The 18564-nt window shown below is 45.0% G+C and carries 18 protein-coding genes; 4 read left to right on the top strand and 14 right to left on the bottom strand.

Translation table 11 applies throughout. The features are described 5' to 3' along the window. Positions 1-72: 72 nt before the first annotated feature. From SST62_RS0109205 to SST62_RS0109185, 5 genes are all read right to left on the bottom strand, one after another. On the bottom strand, positions 73-1965 hold the full coding sequence (locus SST62_RS0109205; protein ID WP_029187114.1) for a M13 family metallopeptidase: 1893 nt from the start codon (positions 1963-1965) through the stop codon (positions 73-75). A gap of 69 nt (positions 1966-2034) precedes the next feature. Next, the gene (locus tag SST62_RS0109200; RefSeq protein WP_029187113.1) at positions 2035-2862 is read right to left on the bottom strand and encodes a metal ABC transporter permease; all 828 of its coding nucleotides are present in this window, start codon (positions 2860-2862) and stop codon (positions 2035-2037) included. Then, the gene (locus SST62_RS0109195; protein WP_029187112.1) at positions 2855-3715 is read right to left on the bottom strand and encodes a metal ABC transporter permease; all 861 of its coding nucleotides are present in this window, start codon (positions 3713-3715) and stop codon (positions 2855-2857) included. Before SST62_RS0109195 ends, SST62_RS0109200 begins: the two co-directional genes overlap by 8 nt. Further along, complete coding sequence (locus SST62_RS0109190) at positions 3708-4472, bottom strand: metal ABC transporter ATP-binding protein (RefSeq protein WP_029187111.1); 765 nt, start codon at positions 4470-4472, stop codon at positions 3708-3710. The genes SST62_RS0109195 and SST62_RS0109190 overlap by 8 nt, the downstream gene beginning before the upstream one ends. A 13-nt stretch (positions 4473-4485) precedes the next feature. Next, positions 4486-5409, bottom strand: coding sequence for a metal ABC transporter solute-binding protein, Zn/Mn family (locus SST62_RS0109185; protein ID WP_029187110.1), 924 nt, complete (start codon positions 5407-5409; stop codon positions 4486-4488). Between the two features lie 125 nt (positions 5410-5534). On the opposite strand from SST62_RS0109185, the gene SST62_RS0109180 reads away from it, so the two are divergent. Further along, positions 5535-6194 (top strand): metal-dependent transcriptional regulator, encoded by a 660-nt coding sequence (locus tag SST62_RS0109180; RefSeq protein WP_029187109.1) that lies wholly within the window; start codon positions 5535-5537, stop codon positions 6192-6194. 13 nt (positions 6195-6207) lie between these two features. On the opposite strand, the gene SST62_RS0109175 is transcribed toward SST62_RS0109180, so the two are convergent. The 5 genes from SST62_RS0109175 to SST62_RS0109155 form a co-directional block, all read right to left on the bottom strand. Further along, on the bottom strand, positions 6208-6483 hold the full coding sequence (locus tag SST62_RS0109175; protein WP_029187108.1) for a hypothetical protein: 276 nt from the start codon (positions 6481-6483) through the stop codon (positions 6208-6210). A gap of 97 nt (positions 6484-6580) precedes the next feature. Further along, complete coding sequence (locus SST62_RS0109170; protein WP_029187107.1) at positions 6581-7255, bottom strand: CPBP family intramembrane glutamic endopeptidase; 675 nt, start codon at positions 7253-7255, stop codon at positions 6581-6583. Between the two features lie 1027 nt (positions 7256-8282). After that, positions 8283-8468, bottom strand: coding sequence for a hypothetical protein (locus SST62_RS0109165; protein WP_029187106.1), 186 nt, complete (start codon positions 8466-8468; stop codon positions 8283-8285). A 61-nt stretch (positions 8469-8529) separates the two neighbouring features. Next, positions 8530-8973 carry a D-aminoacyl-tRNA deacylase gene (dtd, locus tag SST62_RS0109160; RefSeq protein WP_029187105.1) on the bottom strand — a complete coding sequence of 148 codons (444 nt, stop codon included), beginning with the start codon at positions 8971-8973 and terminating at the stop codon, positions 8530-8532. A 1-nt stretch (position 8974) separates the two neighbouring features. Further along, positions 8975-11176: a RelA/SpoT family protein gene (locus SST62_RS0109155; RefSeq protein ID WP_029187104.1), complete on the bottom strand. Its 2202-nt coding sequence runs from the start codon at positions 11174-11176 to the stop codon at positions 8975-8977. A 252-nt stretch (positions 11177-11428) separates the two neighbouring features. On the opposite strand from SST62_RS0109155, the gene sntA reads away from it, so the two are divergent. After that, positions 11429-13870, top strand: coding sequence for a heme-binding protein SntA (sntA, locus tag SST62_RS0109150; RefSeq protein WP_029187103.1), 2442 nt, complete (start codon positions 11429-11431; stop codon positions 13868-13870). Between the two features lie 55 nt (positions 13871-13925). Beyond that, the gene (locus SST62_RS0109145) at positions 13926-14450 is read left to right on the top strand and encodes a GNAT family N-acetyltransferase (protein ID WP_029187102.1); all 525 of its coding nucleotides are present in this window, start codon (positions 13926-13928) and stop codon (positions 14448-14450) included. A gap of 208 nt (positions 14451-14658) precedes the next feature. Here the strand turns inward: SST62_RS0109145 and SST62_RS01000000111705 are convergent, their stop codons facing one another. The 4 genes from SST62_RS01000000111705 to prmA form a co-directional block, all read right to left on the bottom strand. Next, complete coding sequence (locus tag SST62_RS01000000111705; RefSeq protein ID WP_228376860.1) at positions 14659-15138, bottom strand: hypothetical protein; 480 nt, start codon at positions 15136-15138, stop codon at positions 14659-14661. Between the two features lie 242 nt (positions 15139-15380). Continuing rightward, complete coding sequence (locus tag SST62_RS0109135) at positions 15381-16097, bottom strand: DUF554 domain-containing protein (protein WP_029187101.1); 717 nt, start codon at positions 16095-16097, stop codon at positions 15381-15383. 3 nt (positions 16098-16100) lie between these two features. Continuing rightward, positions 16101-16847: a 16S rRNA (uracil(1498)-N(3))-methyltransferase gene (locus SST62_RS0109130; protein WP_029187100.1), complete on the bottom strand. Its 747-nt coding sequence runs from the start codon at positions 16845-16847 to the stop codon at positions 16101-16103. A gap of 1 nt (position 16848) precedes the next feature. Beyond that, on the bottom strand, positions 16849-17802 hold the full coding sequence (gene prmA / locus SST62_RS0109125) for a 50S ribosomal protein L11 methyltransferase (RefSeq protein ID WP_029187099.1): 954 nt from the start codon (positions 17800-17802) through the stop codon (positions 16849-16851). Between the two features lie 551 nt (positions 17803-18353). On the opposite strand from prmA, the gene SST62_RS0109120 reads away from it, so the two are divergent. After that, positions 18354-18536 (top strand): hypothetical protein, encoded by a 183-nt coding sequence (locus SST62_RS0109120; protein WP_029187098.1) that lies wholly within the window; start codon positions 18354-18356, stop codon positions 18534-18536. Positions 18537-18564 lie beyond the last annotated feature (28 nt).

The raw sequence follows: 18564 nt of genomic DNA, 5'->3' as shown, positions 1-18564 counted from the left end.
ACTATTATATCACGTTTTTGGGGAATTGGGAAAGACAAAAACAGCCAGTTTTCACTAGCTGTTTTCCCATTTTTACCAAATAATCACACGGTCTTCTTTTGCACGCCACATGCCGTCGCCTTCTTGAACGCCAAAGGTTTCATGGAATTCATCGAAGTTTGGCAACTGGATGTTGGTGCGTAGGTGACCTGGTGCGTGGACATCGACACTCGCCAACATCTGCATGTACTCAGGACGAGCCTTCATTCGCCAGATGCGAGCAAAGTTAGTGAAGAATTCCTCTGCGGAGAAGTCATCTTCTGACTTGGCTGCCTCTAGGGCTGCTGCAATCCCACCAAGGTCGGCAATATTTTCTGACACGGTCAACTTACCATTGATTTTGGCACCATAAGAATCCTGACCTTCAAACTGGTCGATGACCTGCTGAGTACGGGCTTCAAAGGCAGCATAGTCTTCCTCTGTCCACCAATTGTTGAGACTACCGTTCTCATCAAAGGAAGCACCGTTGGAGTCAAAGGCATGGGAAATCTCGTGGGCAATGACGGCACCGATACCGCCGTAGTTAGCTGATGAAGACTGCTCCAGCGAGTAGAAAGGCGCCTGCAAAATCGCCGCCGGGAAGACAATCAAGTTTTTCTGTGGGTTGTAGTAGGCATTGACCATGTGGGCTGGCATACCCCATTCCTTAATATCCACAGGCTTGTTCCACTTGCTCCAACCATGAGCAATGTCAATCTTGTTTAGTTCGATGGCATTTTCCACCAAGGACTTGCTTGGGTCAACAATCTTCTTATAATAACGCTCTGGCAAGGCTTCTGGGTAGCCGATGTAAGGCTTGATAACATTGAGTTTGACAATGGCCTTGTCACGCGTTTCCTGAGCCAACCAGTCTGCCGTTTCCAAACGAGACTTGTAAACCTCAATCATCTTAGCAACTTTTGCTTCCACATCGGCCTTGGCTTCTGGTGAGAATTTTTCTCCAGCATACCAAAGACCGAGGGCTTGGTTAAAGTAACCTTGTGCCAGATTGTAGGCTGCTTTTTCTTGGTTTTGAGCCTGCGGTGTACCAGAAAGGGCACGGCTGTAGGCTCCTGCTAGAATACGGATTTCATCCGACAGGAAGGCTGTATAAGCTCCTGCCGCTTTCAAAATCAAGGTCGCCTTCAAAAGCTCCCAATTATCCGCACTGTAAATGTCCTTAGCAGCCTGCCAGAAGCGTTCCTCAGGCACGATAATCTTGTCTGGCGTTTGCCCTAAAATAGCTGTAAAGAAATCATCCAAAGGCAACTCTGGTGCCAAAGCAGTAAAATCTGCCCACTCATAAGGATGATAGAGTTTGGCGTACTCGGAACTCTCTTCATTTGACAGGACATACTTGGCAATCTTGGCATCCAGTTCCAAACGTTTGTCTAGGAGGTCCTTGATTTCCTCATCGCTGAAACCGAACTTAGGTAAGAGAGCTTCTTGGCTCTCTCTCCACATTTTAAGCAATTCCGCTCCTTTTTCATGGCCTTCTTCATAGTAGGTCGTATCTGGCAGGATAATGCCTAGAGAATCTGCCCAGAGGACGTTGGTAGTCGCATCCATAAAGTCAGGCGCTACACCAAAAGGCATGAGGTTTGGCTTGCCTGCCAACTCATATTCTGCCAGCTTGCTGGTAAATTCTTCGAAAGAGTTGAGAGCCTTGTACTCTGCAATCAAGGCCTGTGCTGGTTCTGCTCCCAAACGGTCACGGGTTTCATAGTCGGCTACTTGTTTGTGAAAGGCCACAAAGTTTTGCAAAACGCTATCTTCTGGGACGTTTTCTCCAGCCAACCATTCGTTTGTCGTGTCAATCATGAGCTTTTCAATCTCATCCGCCAAATCAGAGAAACCACCTGTTCTTGGCTTATCGTCTGGAATCACGGCTGTTTTTGCCCATTCACCATTGACGTATTCGTAAAAATCATCTTGTAAACGTGTCATTCTATTCTCCTTTGCTTGTATGATTACTTACTATAATAACAAAAAAGTCTGACAATTTCATTTGCCAAACTAAAGTTTTAGGGCATTTTTTAGGAAAAAGCTGACGCAGACTGTCAGAAGCCCCATGACCGAGCAGGTGCCAGACATGGTCAGATCAAGCCAGCTGGCAAGCCCAAAGCCTAGACAAATCATCAGAATGGCGCAGCATTGCCCCAAAACTAAAAACTGGAAGAAATGCCGAGACCAAGGCAAAGCTGCCATGCTAGGTGCCACTAGGAAAACAATGACCGCCATAGAACCAACCGCTTCAAAGGAGAAAACCGTTGTCAAAGAAACCAGAAAAAGAAGGCTCCATTCCAGTCTTTGGGTGGTAATCCCCTGTAGTTTGGCCTGCTCCTTGTCCAACAGATACAGCTTGAGTGCTTGAAAGTTGAGAAGAAAGAAGACCAGTAAGACCAGCAGGAGACCGACAGACTTGACCAAGGCTAGCGGCATAGATAGACCATAGAGGTCCAGCCGATTAAGCGGCGCAAAAAGCACCTCGCCCATCAGGACCATGTCTAAGTCCAGATGGACATTACGGGCAAAAAGGGAGATAAGGATAACCGCTAGGGCGAAGAAAAAGGTGAAGAGCAAGCCCGTCGCCGCATCCTGAGCCAGCTTGCGACTGTGCAGCCCTTCAATCGCTAGGACTGTCAGTAAGCCAAAGACCGCCGCTCCAAGCAAGAGCAGGGGAGAGTCTAGGTTTTGACTGACAAAAAAGCCCAACACAATGCCCAAGAGGACCGAGTGGGACAAGGCATCTGCCAACATGGCCTGATTACGCACCACCAAGACAGACCCAATCAAGCCACAAGAAGAACCAACAGCCAGTAAAATCAAGAAGACTTCAAGCATGCACATTCTCCTTTCTGATATAGGTCACATAGGCAAAGGCTACTAGGGACGACACACTCAAACAAAGGATGATGGTAGGCCCAGTCGATAATCCCGTCACAACAGAACTCAAATAGGTTCCGACAAGGGCTGAAAAGCTGGCAATGCCAGCTGCCAAGGCTAAGGTTTGGGCATAGGATTTTCCCAGGAGCAAGCCAAAGACGGCTGGTGCTATCAAGAAACTACTCATCAGGATAGCACCGACCACCTTCAAGCCAACCGCTATCAAACTCAGTAGCAAAAACAGGGTCAGGCGGTCAATCTTTTCCACAGGAATCCCCACTAGCTTGGCAAATTGTCTGTCAAACAGATAGAGTTTAAGCGACTGGTAATGCCAGCCAAATAAGAACAGGCCCAGCAAAGCAACCAAACAGATGAGCAGGACATCATCCAACTGCATAAAGGCTGCCTGACCAAAGACATAGTTTTCCAAACCTGCCTGGGCTGCTCCTTGAAAGGCAGCATTGCCCTGAACATACTGCTTGAGAACCAATCCCAGTCCAAAGAAGGCCGCTGAAACCAGAGCCAAGGCATTAACCCGACTGGTCCGCCCCCTTCGGCAGAGCCAGCCAACCAATCCGTAGGACAGATAGCCTGAACCCACCGCTCCAAGCAACAGAAACAAGGGCTGGCGTGATTGAAAGACCATATAGGACAGGATAATGCCAGGATAGGCCGCATGTCCCAAGCTATCTCCGATTAAACTTTGCCTGGTCAAAACACTGATGGTTCCGATCTGACTAGCCGCCAGAGCCAAGACTAGAGTCCCCAGTGCCACCGTCCAAAAAGAGTAATCCCGTAAGAGTTCAAGCATGACCAAGCCCCTCCTTTAGAAAGAAGGCTGGTTCCTGACCATAGGCAGCCTGATAGGCTTGTAGCAGACCCACCTGATCCATTGGCCCCTCCGCTATCAAACGACCATTGAGCCAGATGACGTGGTCAAAGTACTTTTCCAAGGTCAATAGGTCATGGTGAATGACCAGAGAGGTCTTGCCTTCCTGCTGAAACTTCTTCAAACAGTCCATGATAATTTGCTCCGTCGCCTGATCAATTCCCGCCAAGGGCTCATCCATCATATAGAGTTCGGCTTCCTGAGCCAAGGCTCTAGCTAGAAAGACTCGTTGCCGTTGACCTCCTGATAACTGATCAATCTGCCGATTACTCAAATCGCTGATCTTCATCTCTTCCAAGGCCTGCTCTGCCTTTTCCTTATCCAAGGAACTTGGTCGACGGAAGAAACCACTGGTGTGGGCAAACCGCCCCATCAGGACAATATCAAGGACCCTTGCTGGAAACTGCCAGTTGACCTGACTGGCTTGGGGAATATAGGCAACCTTTTTCTGAATGACTTGGTCCAACTGCTGCGACTGACCCAGTAGCGAGACCTTGCCAGTCGCCCCTTTTTCTAAGCCCAAGATGGCCTTGAACAAACTGGATTTCCCTGCACCATTTGGTCCGACCAAGGCTGCACGACAACCCTTGGGTAGCTGAAAACTGACCTGATCTAGAGCCTTGACCTGTCCAGCACCATAGTGCAAGGACAGGTTCTCCACTCTCAGAATTTCTTCCATTTTCCCAACCTTTCTACTGCAAATGCTCCACAATCAACTTGATATTATGCTTGTACATCTCAATAAATGTCGCCCCGTCTTCCCCTTCTGGTGCTAGAGAATCCGAGAACAGCTCCTTGCCTTCACCTGTTACAACAGCCACCTGACCACCCTTGGCCTTGACAGCTTCCTGCAATTTTTCCATCCGTTCAGGACTGGTCGTTGACTCTGTAAAGATAGCCTTAATCCCATGTTCTAGAATCATATTGACCGTTTCAATCATATCGCTGTTGGCTACTTCGGACTCGGTGCTAATACCCTGCGGTGCATAGAGGGTAAAGTCGTAGCTAGCTGCGAAGTAGTTAAAGGCATCATGAGGGGTTACTAGGTAACGGCTCTCAGTAGGCAGGACGCTCAACTCTTTTTCAATCCACGCATGCAAGTCATCCAACTGAGCCAGATAAGAATCGGTATTCTTCTGAATCAGCTCTGCTTTTTCCGGAAGAAGCTTTTGCAACTCCTCTGAAGCCACCGCTACCGCTGATTGATAGAGCGGAATGGTAAACCAGAAGTGCGGATCGACAATTTCTTCCCCATCCTCATCCATCGTATTCAAGTCTTTTACATTAAAGTTTTTAGAAACAGCTACTCCGGTCTTCTCCAAAGCTTCAACCATTTTACCTTCAAAGTGCAAACCGTGGTAGAGAACAAGGTCAGCCTTTTGTAATTTTGATAAATCACTAGATTTGGCTACGTACAAATGAGGGTCTTCTCCTGCTGGAATCAGCAAATCACGTTCCACCTCATCGCCTGCCAACTGATAGACCATGTCATTGAGGAAGGAAGTAGTCACAGCCACCCTTGGCTTACTAGAGCCTTCTGTGGTTTGCGATGGACGACAAGCTCCTAGTCCTATTAGGGACAATAGCAGAGCAAAACTGAACAATATTTTTTTCATATAGGTTCTCCTTTTATTTTTATTAAGCATACCTAACTATATAATTAGATTAAGCTAAAAAATTCATTTTGTCAACTGATTTTTAAATTTTTTGATATAATAGTTTCAGTAGAAAGCGAGTTCTCATGACACCAAACAAAGAAGATTACCTAAAATGTATTTATGAACTAGGTCAATTAGACCAAAAAATTACCAATAAACTCATCGCAGAGAAGATGGCCTTCTCCGCACCAGCCGTTTCTGAAATGCTAAAAAAAATGGTGAATGAGGAACTGATTGAAAAGGACAAGACAGCCGGCTATCTCCTTAGCCAAGCCGCCTTGGAAATGGTCGCCAACCTCTACCGCAAGCACCGACTGATCGAAGTCTTTTTGGTCGAACAGCTGGGCTATTCCCCTGAACAAGTCCATGAAGAAGCTGAAATTTTGGAACATACTGTTTCAGACCATTTTATCAACCGACTGGATAAACTCCTAGGTTATCCCCAAACCTGTCCACACGGTGGCACTATTCCAAAAGAAGGACAGGGTCTAGTAGAACGTTACCAAACCCGACTTTCCCAACTGACAGAAACAGGCACCTACCAACTGGTTCGTATCCATGATTTCTACCAGCTCCTCCAATACCTGGAGCAACATGAGTTAGCCCTCGGTGACCAACTGCTTGTGACGGATTTTGACCACTTTGCCCAGACCATCACCATCCAGTACAAGAACAAAGAACTGGCTATCCCTACAACCATCGCCCATGAATTATTCGTAGAAAAAACCAATCGCCCAGCCTAAACAAGCTGAGCGATTATTTTTTCTTCACATTACGAAAAATGGATCTGGCAACAAAAAACACTTGCCCTAGGATATATACCAAACCCAAAAAAGAACCGATATAAAAACAAGCCAAGAGAAAGAAAGGATGATAGGTTAAGGGTTGGATGACAAACATGAACACGAGCACCAATCCCCACCGCATCCCCCAGGTCATCTTTCTCTGGATAATCCACTCCAGCCTATCTTCTCCAACTGAACTTCTGGTTTCCAGATAGTCTTGATTAAGGTCTTGAAAAAATTTTCTCATATTTCTGCCCACCTCTGCACTTGATAGTTAGCAATTATAAAGTTGCTAACTTCCTCTTAGTATACAGGCATTTCCCCAAAATGTCTACTGTCAATTTTTATCCACCAATCTGCACCAAACCAAATAAAATTTGGAGGAGTAAAATGGAGGCATTATAGAAGCTATGTGCAAGGATACTGTCCGTCATTCGTCTATTGCACATATACAGATAGCCCAGATAAGCCCCTGTTATAAAGTGACCTAAAAATGCCACTGAAAAGCTCCAAGTATGAAAAAAAGCAAATAAAATAGCAGAAAATAAGATGACCATTTGAGGATACTTAGGAAAATACTGGGCTGTCTTTTCTAACAAAATCCCTCTGTAAAGAAATTCTTCTAAAACTGGTGCAAACAAGACAACTGAGAGAGCCATCACCCAAAAATTGTCCGAATTTAACTGATTGACTGTATCTAAGGCGTTAGAATCACTAGGGCTAAGACCCAAATACTGCCAAAGGAGGTTTAGAAAAGTTTGTCCAGTAAATACCAGTGCTGTCATACCGACTATTTTAAAAATATTCAGCTTCTCTCTTGAATAGACTTGATTCTTCACCATTCCTCGTCTGATGACAGAAAGTAGTGCCAATATTGCAAGACCAAGCCCTGTCATGACTGCAAGTTTTAAAAGCACACTCTCTTGAAAGGCTGTTATCCCCATATAAACTGGAAGTTGAATGAGTAAAGTGAGAAGCAAGGTACCTACTGCTAAACCGATGGATTTTATTATTTTCATATTCTACTTATTTTTTATCTATTACAACTAATTCCGACTGTCATTTTTATATGTATGATAACTCAGAATTAATATTCCTACTAACCCCAGTATATTTAGAATATACCGCAAGTAGTCTGTCACTCGAAACAAGTTTAGTATTCCCATCATTAATAGTATAAACAAGGGAATAATAGTTAAATGTCCAACTTGACTTGATAGACCCACCGATGTATAATAAACATAGAAAAAGGGAGTTGCCAGAAACAACTACCCCTTGCAGAACCGTTTAAGACGGTGGCTTGTTATAAATTATTAAAAAATAACCGTTAACCTGCCAAAGTTATAGACGGTTATTTTTTTGTCGTTTTCACCAATTCAAGCACTAACATCACAAGAGCGATAAAAGAAAATAGTCATTCAGTTTACTTTTAGTACTAGGCAACGAGCTGCAGACAGTACTGGAGTACGGCAAAGCGAGTTCAAAGACTCCAATGGAGTCTTTGAAGTTGGAAATAAGGAAAGTACGTTTCCTCGCTCGTCGAAGTAATAAAAGAAAAACTGGATGACTGTACCAGCTACAAAAATGAGTGTTAGCCACTCAAAGGTTGACAAGCAATAACCTCCGACGTGAGAGTTTTGAAACGATATTTTTCAAAACTCGAGCTAGTGCGAGCCCTAGACAAATCTTATAGGATTTGTCGTTGCCAGATGAGTAAGTTCACTTACCAGCTGGCTTGGGCTAGCCTTTCTGTTAGATTTTGATGATTTTCAGAGTAGAACAAAAAGTTCCATTCCACTTCTCTTAATTCTCGTCAACATCTCAGCGCAGTGGTTGATTGGCAGATTTGTTCGTGCTTCGCACTCCAAATCTGACCTAATCAACTGTGCGGGGGCGGTAAGACGAACTCATCTTCTACTAGTTGAGTTCTGTACCGCTCCCACCTACCTTTCAGAAATTAGAGCCACCGTCTTTACTTTTCTGCAAAAACTATTATAGCATATTTAATAAAGAATTGTAGTCCAATTTACACATCAAAAAACCAGCCTACTTGGGCTGGTCTTCTTGGAGTCGTTCTTTAAGGCGACGACGGTACAAAATCTGCGAGGGGATAAAATAGAGAAAACTCGCTAAGATAATCCATCGCTTATCGATTCCACTAAGGTAAATCACCAAAATCAAGGTGAAAGCCACCGTTAGGTAGAAAAAATGATTGGTCAGTAAGTTTTTCATTGAGCACCTCCACATTTTCTTAATATTAGTATACCAAATTTACATATAGATGTATAGAGGTCTAGCGATTTTTCGTATCCAAAACGATGGTCACCGGTCCATCATTGACCAGACTGACCGCCATATCCGCCCCAAAAATACCCACTTCAACAGGCACAAAGGCTGACAGGGCTTGGTTAAAAGCATCGTAGAGTTGGCTGGCTAGGGCAGGAGCTGCCGCTCCTGTAAAGGCAGGGCGATTGCCTTTTTTGGTGTCCGCAAAAAGGGTAAATTGGGAAATGGATAAAATCTTGCCCCCTATATCTTGGACAGACTTGTTCATCTTGCCTGCCTCATCTGAAAAAATCCGCATATTGACAATTTTTCGAACAGCATAGTCCAAGTCTTTCTGGTTGTCATCTGGTCCCACACCGACTAGGAGCAAAAGCCCTTGTTCAATTTGCCCATGTATACTTCCGTCGATGGTCACACTGGCCTGTGATACACGTTGTAATACAATTTTCATCTTATCCGTTGGTCCTTTTCACTGAGTAAACTTCTGGCACTGATTTGATCTTGTCCACCAGACTGGTCAAGGTTGCCAGGTTGGAAATACCAAAGGAAACGTGAATAGTTGCAAACTTCATATCCTTGGTTGGCTGGGCATTGACCGAAGAAATATTCTTACTGGCATTGGTCAAAACCTTGAGGACATCATTGAGGAGACCTGAACGGTTGAGCCCGTAGATGTCAATGTTTGCCATGTATTCCTTGGTCGAATTTTCATCCTCCCAACCAACATCAATCAGGCGGACATCATAGTTTTCTTGACTCTTGAGGTTCATACAGTCTACACGGTGAACGGCTACCCCACGCCCCTTGGTGATGTAGCCGACAATTTCATCGCCAGGTACTGGATTACAACATTTGGCAATCCGTATCAGCAAGCCTGACGCCCCCTCAATGACCACGCCACCTTCGTGACGGATTTTCAAACTATCTTTGTTGTCGTGTTTGACTTCGCCACCGTTGACCAATTCATCCGCGACAGCTTTGGCTTTAGCTCGCTCGGCTTCGCGGCGTTCTTTCTCTGTTAGACGGTTAAAGACAGACACGGCAGATATTTCCCCAAAACCAACTGCCGCAAAAAGGGATTCGTCGGTCTTATAGCTGGTCTTTTGCAGGACTTCGTCCATGTGGCGACGGTCCAGGTATTGGTTGGGAACGTAGCCATTTTCTTGGAGCAGATTCTGAAGCATCTCACGCCCCTTGGAAACAGATAGTTCCTTGTCCTGATTCTTGAAGAACTGCTTGATTTTATTGCGGGCCTTGTGGGTTTTAACCAGGTTGACCCAGTCACGACTTGGACCGAAAGAGTTGGCAGAAGTGATGATTTCCACCTGGTCACCTGTCTTCAGCTTGGTCGTCAGAGGCACCATACGGCCGTTGACCTTGGCACCTGTCGCCCGCTCGCCGACCTTGGTGTGAATTTCATAGGCAAAGTCAATGGGCACAGAGTCCTTAGGCAATTCACGCACTGCACCATCTGGCGTGAAAACGTAAATACGCTCTGTAAAAATATCGTCCTTAACCGAATCGACGAAGGATTGGGCATCTCCGGCTCCTTCTTGGAGCTCAATCAGGTTGTTAATCCAACGCAATTCTTTTTCACTGGCAGTTGCCTTGCCACCACGCTTATAGGCCCAGTGAGCCGCAACCCCGTACTCTGCCACCTGATGCATTTCCACTGTCCGAATTTGAAACTCAATCGGTCCCTTTGGTCCATAGACTGTCGTATGGATGGACTGGTAGCCATTGGCTTTTGGACTGGCAATGTAGTCCTTGAAACGACCCGGCATGGGCTTCCATAGTTCATGAATGTAGCCTAACATAGCATAGACATCGCTCGGTGTATCCATCAAGCAACGGATGGCCGTCAAGTCGTACAGCTCATCAAAGCGTTTTTTCTTGTCATGCATCTTCCGATAGATAGAGTAGATGTGCTTGGGTCTACCGTAAATCTGACCATGTAGATGGCGCTCCTCTGTATATTCTCGCAACTTGTCAACAACTTCATTGACCAATTCTTCCCGCTCACGACGCTTTTCCCTCATCATGTGGGTAATCTTGTAAAACTCAACTTCATTCAAGTAGCGGAAAGACATATCTTCCAATTCCCACTTAATAGAAGAAATACCAAGTCGGTGGGCAAGCGGTGCATAGATTTCCATTGTTTCACGTGAAATCCGTTCCTGCTTGTCCTTGCGCAAGTGCTTGAGGGTCCGCATATTGTGGAGACGATCTGCCAGCTTCACCAGAATAACCCGCATGTCTTGGGACATAGCAATCAGCATGTTGCGGTGGTTTTCAGCCAACTGCTCCTCATGAGACTTGTACTCGACCTTACCCAGCTTGGTCACACCACCGACAATATGGCGAACCTCTGGTCCAAATTCAGCTTCCATATCGTCCAGTGTCACATCGGTATCTTCGACCACATCATGTAAGAAGCCACAAGCTACAGTTACTGCATCAAGCTTAAGCCCTGCCAAAATTCCCGCTACTTGGATGGGGTGAACAATATAAGGTTCGCCTGATTTACGAAATTGAAGTTTATGAGCCTCAGTAGCATAGTTCAAAGCTTTCTCAACAAAGGCTACATCATCAGCTGGAAGATAGCCTGCTGTCAGGGCAACAACTTCCTCGCCAGTGTAATTGATTTCTTTCATTTTTTCTTCCTCTTCCCGTTTCCTCCTATTCTACCATTTTCATGAAAAAAGAAAAAGGAATCTAACATAAGACTACTAATTACAAACAATCTAACCCAGACTCAGATTCAACGAACGTTCCTTTTTTCATTGTTTTTCTTACTATTTTCACTTATTTTTCAATCAAACGTTCAGAATTAGTCTTGAATTTTATATTTCTTAGCTGTATAATGATTGTAGAAGATTATTACAAAAAGAAAATGGAGGATTCTTATGAATTTTCGTTTCAGTAAGTGTGCCGTAGCACTCACACTAGCTCTCTTAGCTGCAAGCAATCCAAAATTAGCTCAAGCCGAAGAGATTCTCAATACAACTCCAGCTTCTTCAACAGAAGCAAGTCAGGCTGTACCAGTTGAAACTGACACCACAGAAAAAGCTGATAGTACAGAATCTCCTGCTCCAGCTACTACCGAAGCTGAAAATCCAAGCTCTTCCGAGACAGCTGAAACCAGTGATCCTACGAGCGAGACAACTGCCGCAACTGCTTCAGAGGCACGCACGGTCACTCCTGCTGCAACTGAAACTAGTCAGCCTGTTGAAGGACAAACTGTTGATGTTCGCATTCTCGCAACAACTGACCTCCATACGAACTTGGTCAACTATGACTATTACCAAGATAAACCAGTGGAAACGCTTGGTCTAGCAAAAACAGCTGTTCTTATCGAAGAGGCAAAAAAAGAAAATCCAAATGTTGTATTGGTAGATAATGGAGACACCATTCAAGGTACTCCTCTTGGAAATTACAAGTCTATCGTTGATCCTATTGAAGAAGGCGAACAACATCCTATGTACGCCGCCTTAGAGACGCTGGGATTTGACGTCGGTACACTTGGCAACCACGAATTTAACTACGGTCTTGCCTACCTCGAAAAAGTAATTCGTACAGCCAACATGCCTCTAGTCAATGCCAATGTCCTCGATCCGACTACGAAAGACTTTCTCTACACCCCTTATACCATTGTGAAAAAGACATTCACAGACACCGAGGGTAAAAATGTTACACTAAATGTCGGTGTTACAGGGATTGTTCCCCCTCAAATTCTCAACTGGGACAAAGCTTATCTAGAAGGAAAAGTGATTGTCCGTGATGCAGTTGAAGCAGTCCGTGACATTGTTCCTGTTATTCGTGAAAATGGCGCAGACATCGTTCTGGTCCTTTCCCACTCAGGTATCGGCGATGACCAATATGAAGTCGGCGAGGAAAATGTCGGTTACCAAATCGCCAGCCTGTCAGGAGTTGATGCGGTCATCACAGGTCACTCCCACGCAGAATTCCCAGGAACTGCCGAAAAACCAAGCTTCTATGCTAAATACTCTGGCGTGGATGATACAAATGGTAAAATCAACGGCACTCCTGTCACCATGGCGGGTAAATACGGTGATCACCTCGGTGTGATTGACCTTAATCTGGTCTTTAAAGATGGCAAGTGGACAACTACTTCTAGCAAAGCGGCTATTCGTAAAATCGATACAAAATCATCTGTAGCAGATGGTCGCATCATCGACCTTGCTAAAGAAGCCCATAACGAAACCATCAACTATGTGCGCCAACAAGTCGGTGAAACAACTGCTCTAATCAACAGCTTCTTTGCCCTTGTTCAAGATGATCCTTCTGTACAGATTGTTAACAATGCCCAAATCTGGTATGCCAAACAGCAGCTAGCAGGAACGCCTGAAGCTGGCCTACCAATCCTTTCTGCAGCGGCCCCATTCAAGGCTGGAACCCGTGGCGACGCGACTGCCTATACCGATATTCCTGCTGGACCAATCGCCATCAAGAACGTAGCAGACCTTTACCTCTACGACAACGTTGTAGCCATCTTGAAAGTCAACGGTGCCCAACTCAAAGAATGGTTGGAAATGTCCGCAGGGCAATTCAACCAAGTTGATCCAAGCTCAACAGAACCACAAAACCTAGTCAACACAGATTTCCGCACTTACAATTTTGACGTTATTGACGGAGTAACTTATCAGTACGATATTACGCAACCAAATAAATACGATCGTAATGGTAAGGTAGTCAACGAAACCGCTAGCAGAGTTCGGAATCTGCAATACAATGGGCAAGATGTGACGACTGATCAAGAATTCATCGTCGTGACCAACAACTACCGTGCAAACGGTACTTTCCCTGGGGTCCGCGAAGCTTCTGTCAACTACTTGCTCAACCTGGAAAACCGCCAAGCCATCATCAATTATATTATCGCTGAGAAAGTTATCAACCCTACAGCAGACAAAAACTGGACCTTTACAGATAGCATCAAGGGACTCGACCTCCGCTTCTTGACAGCAGATCGTGCGAAAGCTCTAGTTGCTGACCAAGAAGGTATTGTCTACCTACAGGCTTCAACTGCCAGCGAAGGGTTCGGTGAGTTCAAATTTGTCTATACTGAACCTAAAGTAGTAACTCCAGATGAACAGCAGTCAGAGCAAGGTAATACAGGTCAAGATATTGTACTCGAATCTGGTCAACGAATTACTCTTCCAGCGGTAAATCCACCTGCTCCTGCTCCACAACATAAATTGGCTAGTCCACATTCACAAGCGAGCACCAAGACACTCCCTGCAACAGGAGAAGCTACCTCTATGCTTAGTCTGCTTGGCCTCACTTTGATTGGTTTTGTCGGCGCATGGACTAAGAAAAAAGAACATTAAAATAATCAGCAAGAGTTTGGGAGCCCAAACTCTTCTGTTTTATAAAGGAGAAATTATGTTCCAAAACATTCCACGCCTTACTAGCGCAACCTTATGCCTACGCCTCATCCGAGAAAACGATTTGGAAGACCTCTGGGAAATCTATTCCAACCCCATTCACTTTCAGATGACTCCCAACACCTCCACACAAAATAAAGAAACTCTCCGCAAGCGTATCGGTCATTTCCAAAGAGATTTTGACAAGAAAAAACGCCTGTTTCTAGGAGTAGAATGCGGGAGGAAATTGATTGGCGTTTTGGAAGTTTTTGACCACAAGAAACGGTCTGCGTCGGTGACCATTGGTTATCGGATTCACCACGCCTTCTGGAATCAAGGTCTGGCTAGCCAAGCAGTTAGCCTGCTCTGCCATTACTTGATAGAAGAATGCCAAATAAAAGCAATCGTCGCCCTCGTCCTACCCGAAAACCAAGCCTCACAAAAGGTACTGATAAAGAATAGCTTCCAACAAATCGGGCGAGTTGAGGAAGACTGGAAGGGATTGGGACAAGTTAACCTTTTAAGGTTTGAACGAAGACAGTAAAAAACAGGGCAATAATCAAGAGCTTGTTTTTTCAAGCTCATTTTTACCCTCATATACTCTCTAGATGAATTAATCAAAGCATATAAAAATAGCTCGAAGACGTACTCGAGCCGTTTTTATATTTATATCGCTACTCCCAATAAATCGGTACATAGCGGGTTTCTTTGGGACTTTTTACTGTATAGGTTCCCAAATCTACCCAGTTTGATTAATTCGCTAACCGCTGTTCTACTCTAAACTCCTGACAAAGTATCGTTGTTTCTAGGCGAATGTTTCCATACTTCCTTGCAAAAACAGGGTAAGAAACGCTTTCTGAAGCAAAAACGAGATTCCCCAAAGCCGTTTTTCTAGGACGACTAAACTCCATAATTCTGCCTTCTTCTCCACCGTAAATCGAAGAAATCAGATTTTCACTCATAATGGTTTCATGATAGGTTGCTTCGAGATAAGTACGACTATCAGACGCTTGAAAACCTCGACTAGACGTACTCGATAATTGACGAATAAAAGCCTTTCTCACTTCATGATTTTCAAACTCATAGGTCTGCTCTGTTGCTTGATTATACAAAACCAATTCCGAGATAATCTGATAGCTAGTCCCTGGAACTCTACCAAATTGATTAAGAGCAACAAAGACTATCAAGAAAAATCTAAGAGCAGCAAAAATAGGGGTACTCAATCTTTTCATGGGCAATCTCCATCACATATCTCCTCAATCTTCGCTAATTGCAACGACCATTGAGCTATGAACGAATCCATCATGATCCTGTTTATTCGAATCGTTCGGAGCGATACATTCACTATTTGCTAACGTGTTTTCGGGACAAACTTCTTCCTTAAAGCGACAGATCATTCATCTTTATCACAATTTATAGTATATCAACATATTCTTTAAAAAACAACTAATCAAGTATGTAAATGTAAACCAAATCATGTAAAATATGACCAAATAACTGCAATCACGATGGCTGGCAGCATATTGGCCACTCGGATTTTCCTATCCCAAACGATATTGACACCAACACAGAAGATGAGAGCGGAGCCGATAAAGGAGAGATTGGCAAGGGCCTGATCCGTCATCAAAGGTTCAATCAGGCGAGCTAAGAGGGTGACCGAACCTTGAAAAATCAATACCGGTACTGCGGAAAATCCTGCTCCCTTACCCAGACTTGCTGTCATGATAAAGATGATGATAAAGTCCAGAATGCTCTTAATGGCGAGGAGGGTATAATCCCCCGTCAAGCCGTCTTGGATAGAACCGATAATGGCCATAGCACCGATACAGACGGTTAGGGAAGCGGTTAGAAAAGCATCTAAAAACTGTGAATCCTGACCATTGCCAGACTTTTCTCGAAGCCAGATACCCAAGCGCTCAAACCAGCCTTCGATATGAAGGACTTCGCCTAGAAAGGTCCCGAAAGCCAGACTGAGTACAAAGAGCATGGTGTTCTGGGTGACCAGTTGACCATCTTCCACTCTTAAAAGACCTGCCAGCGTGCCTGAAATCCCTAAAAAGAGAATAGCAACACCACTCGCCATCGTCAACCCCGACTGATGGTGTTCTTTTAGTAAGTGCCCGAACCAAGACCCTAGCAAACCTGCTAGGGCAATGGCCACCGTATTGATAATCGTTCCTAAGGCAAACATGGACTACCTCAATAATTCCGTTGCGTAGCTAATGGCAGAAAGGGCGTAGAGTGGAGCCGTTTCTGCTCGCAAGATACGAGGTCCTAGACCTGTCTTGACCGCCCCTGCTCCTTCAAATACAGCTACTTCCTCAGGCGACACGCCTCCTTCTGGACCGACGATGACTAGAACTGATTGGCCGATTTCTAAGCCAGACAAGATTTTCACCAGGTTAGCTTGTTCGCCTTCCTTAGCGGCTTCTTCATAGGCTAAGATAATCCTGTCAAATCCTGTTAGTTGGGCTAGGAAATCCGCTTTTTTCTCAAATAAACGAACAGCTGGAATGCGATTGCGTTTGCTTTGCTCGGCTGCTCCTTGGGCAATTTTTTCCAACTTTTCTGCTTTTTTTGCCAGTTTTTTACCGTCCCATTTGACCACGGACCAGTCAGCTGGAAAGGCCCAGAGGGCTGACATACCTAATTCCGTTGCCTTTTGGGCGACAAATTCGAGCTTATCTCCCTTGGGGAAGCCCATGGCAATGGTAACGGAAACGGGTAATTCAACATTATCTGCCAGTTCTTCGATGATTTCAACAGATTGGCTCTGGCTATCCACTACCCGTGCCAAGTGTTTGATGCCGTCATCAAAGACCAGGACAATCTGATCATCTGCCTGCAAGCGCATGACAGAAAACATGTGCTTGGCAGTGTCCTTATCCTTAATCTGAAAAACGCCCTGCGGTGCTCTGCCATTGACAAAATACTGCTGCATCCTAGCCTCCAATCACACCTGAGCGGTCAGCTGTTTTCTTGAAGACGCAGCAATTCCACTCACCCTGAATCATGTGGGTCTCAAGGAAGAAACCAGCCGCCTCCGCAGAGGCTCGCACCATGTCCCACTTGTCCGCGATGATACCGCTCATAATCAAGTAGCCTTCGTCCTTGACCAGACGGTAGGCATCCTCGGTCAGATGAATGAGAATATCCGCCAAGATGTTGGCAACGATGATTTCCGCTTCAATGTCAACGCCACGAAGCAGGTCGCCTGCCGCGACATGAATATTGCTAGTATTGGCGTTGAGGTCAATGTTTTCCTGAGCCACACGCACCGCCACTTCATCCAAGTCATAGGCGTAAATCTCCTTGGCACCCAAGAGGGAGCTGGCAATGGAGAGGACACCTGAGCCTGTGCCGACGTCAATGACCGTTTCGCCACCACGCAGAACCTGCTCCAAGGCAAAGAGGCTCATCTTGGTGGTCGGGTGGGTTCCCGTACCGAAAGCCATGCCTGGATCCAGACGGATAATCTTCTCACCAGCAGTCGCCTCATAGTCGGTCCAAGACGGCACAATGGTCAAATCGTGGGTAATGCGGGCTGGCTCATAGTATTTTTTCCAGTTGTCCGCCCAGTCTTCCTCTGCCAATTCCTGACTTTCTAGGCTGACCTGACCCGTTTCCAAGCCAAAGCCTGTCAAATCCGCCAAGCGAGTCGCCAAGTCTGCCTTAACTTCCTCAATATCCACAGTGTCAGGATAATAGGCCGTAATCGCAATCATATCCGACTGCTCCACCTCGGGATAAAGCTCACCAAAACGGTCCTCCTGTCCCACATAGTCAGCCGAGTCGCTAATGGCCACCCCCTGACTGCCCGTTTCAATCATCAGATTTGAAACTGCTTCTTCTGCATCACGATGAACGTGAATGGTTAATTCTTGCCATGAGTTCATGTTTGTTTTCCTTTTCTTTTCTATGCGTCAATCACTGTATTATTGTACCGATTTCTAGCCCATTTTACAAGTTAATGTTATAAGGTAAGTAAAATCACAATAATTTTCGAATAAATGAAATGACAGGAAAATCTGAGCGGTGGTTCTGATTTCTGAAAGGTGGTGGTGCCTATGCAAATAGACACAAAATCCAACGGAAAGGCTAGCCCATGCCAGATGGTAAGTTAACTTACTCATCTGGCAACGACAAATCCTATAAGATTTGTCTAGGGCTCGCACTAGCTCGAGTTTTGAAATATATCGTTTCAAAACTCTCACGTCGGAGATCTCTGGGTTTATATTTATCAAATTTACTTGTAAATATGCTTGGTTTGATCATTACAATCATCGTAACCATGCTAGATAAAAAATAGACCGCCCAAGATTTCAAGCTGGCGGTCTATTTTGTCCAAAAGCTGAACCATCGTTAGCAACCGCCTAATAACAAGGTATCTATCTAATCACTCCCTCCTCCTGTATACTGTGAGAAAAACATAACTGGAAGATTTATCATGTCACACCCCATCGTCCCATTGACTATTCCCCAATCTCGCCGTGTTGAGAAGAAAGGTAGAAACGATATTCTGATGAAAATTCGTCTCGGAAAAGTAGAAGTCACTTTCTTCCAATCTATCAACCATGAAGTAATGGAAATGATTTTGGACAAGGTACTACACTATGACCATACGACTTAGTGATTTAGGTCAAGTCTACTTGGTTTGT

Origin of the sequence: Streptococcus suis YS56, assembly GCF_000440115.1 — a bacterium.
Lineage (GTDB): Bacteria > Bacillota > Bacilli > Lactobacillales > Streptococcaceae > Streptococcus > Streptococcus suis_L.
This window is presented reverse-complemented; position numbering and strand designations above follow the sequence as displayed.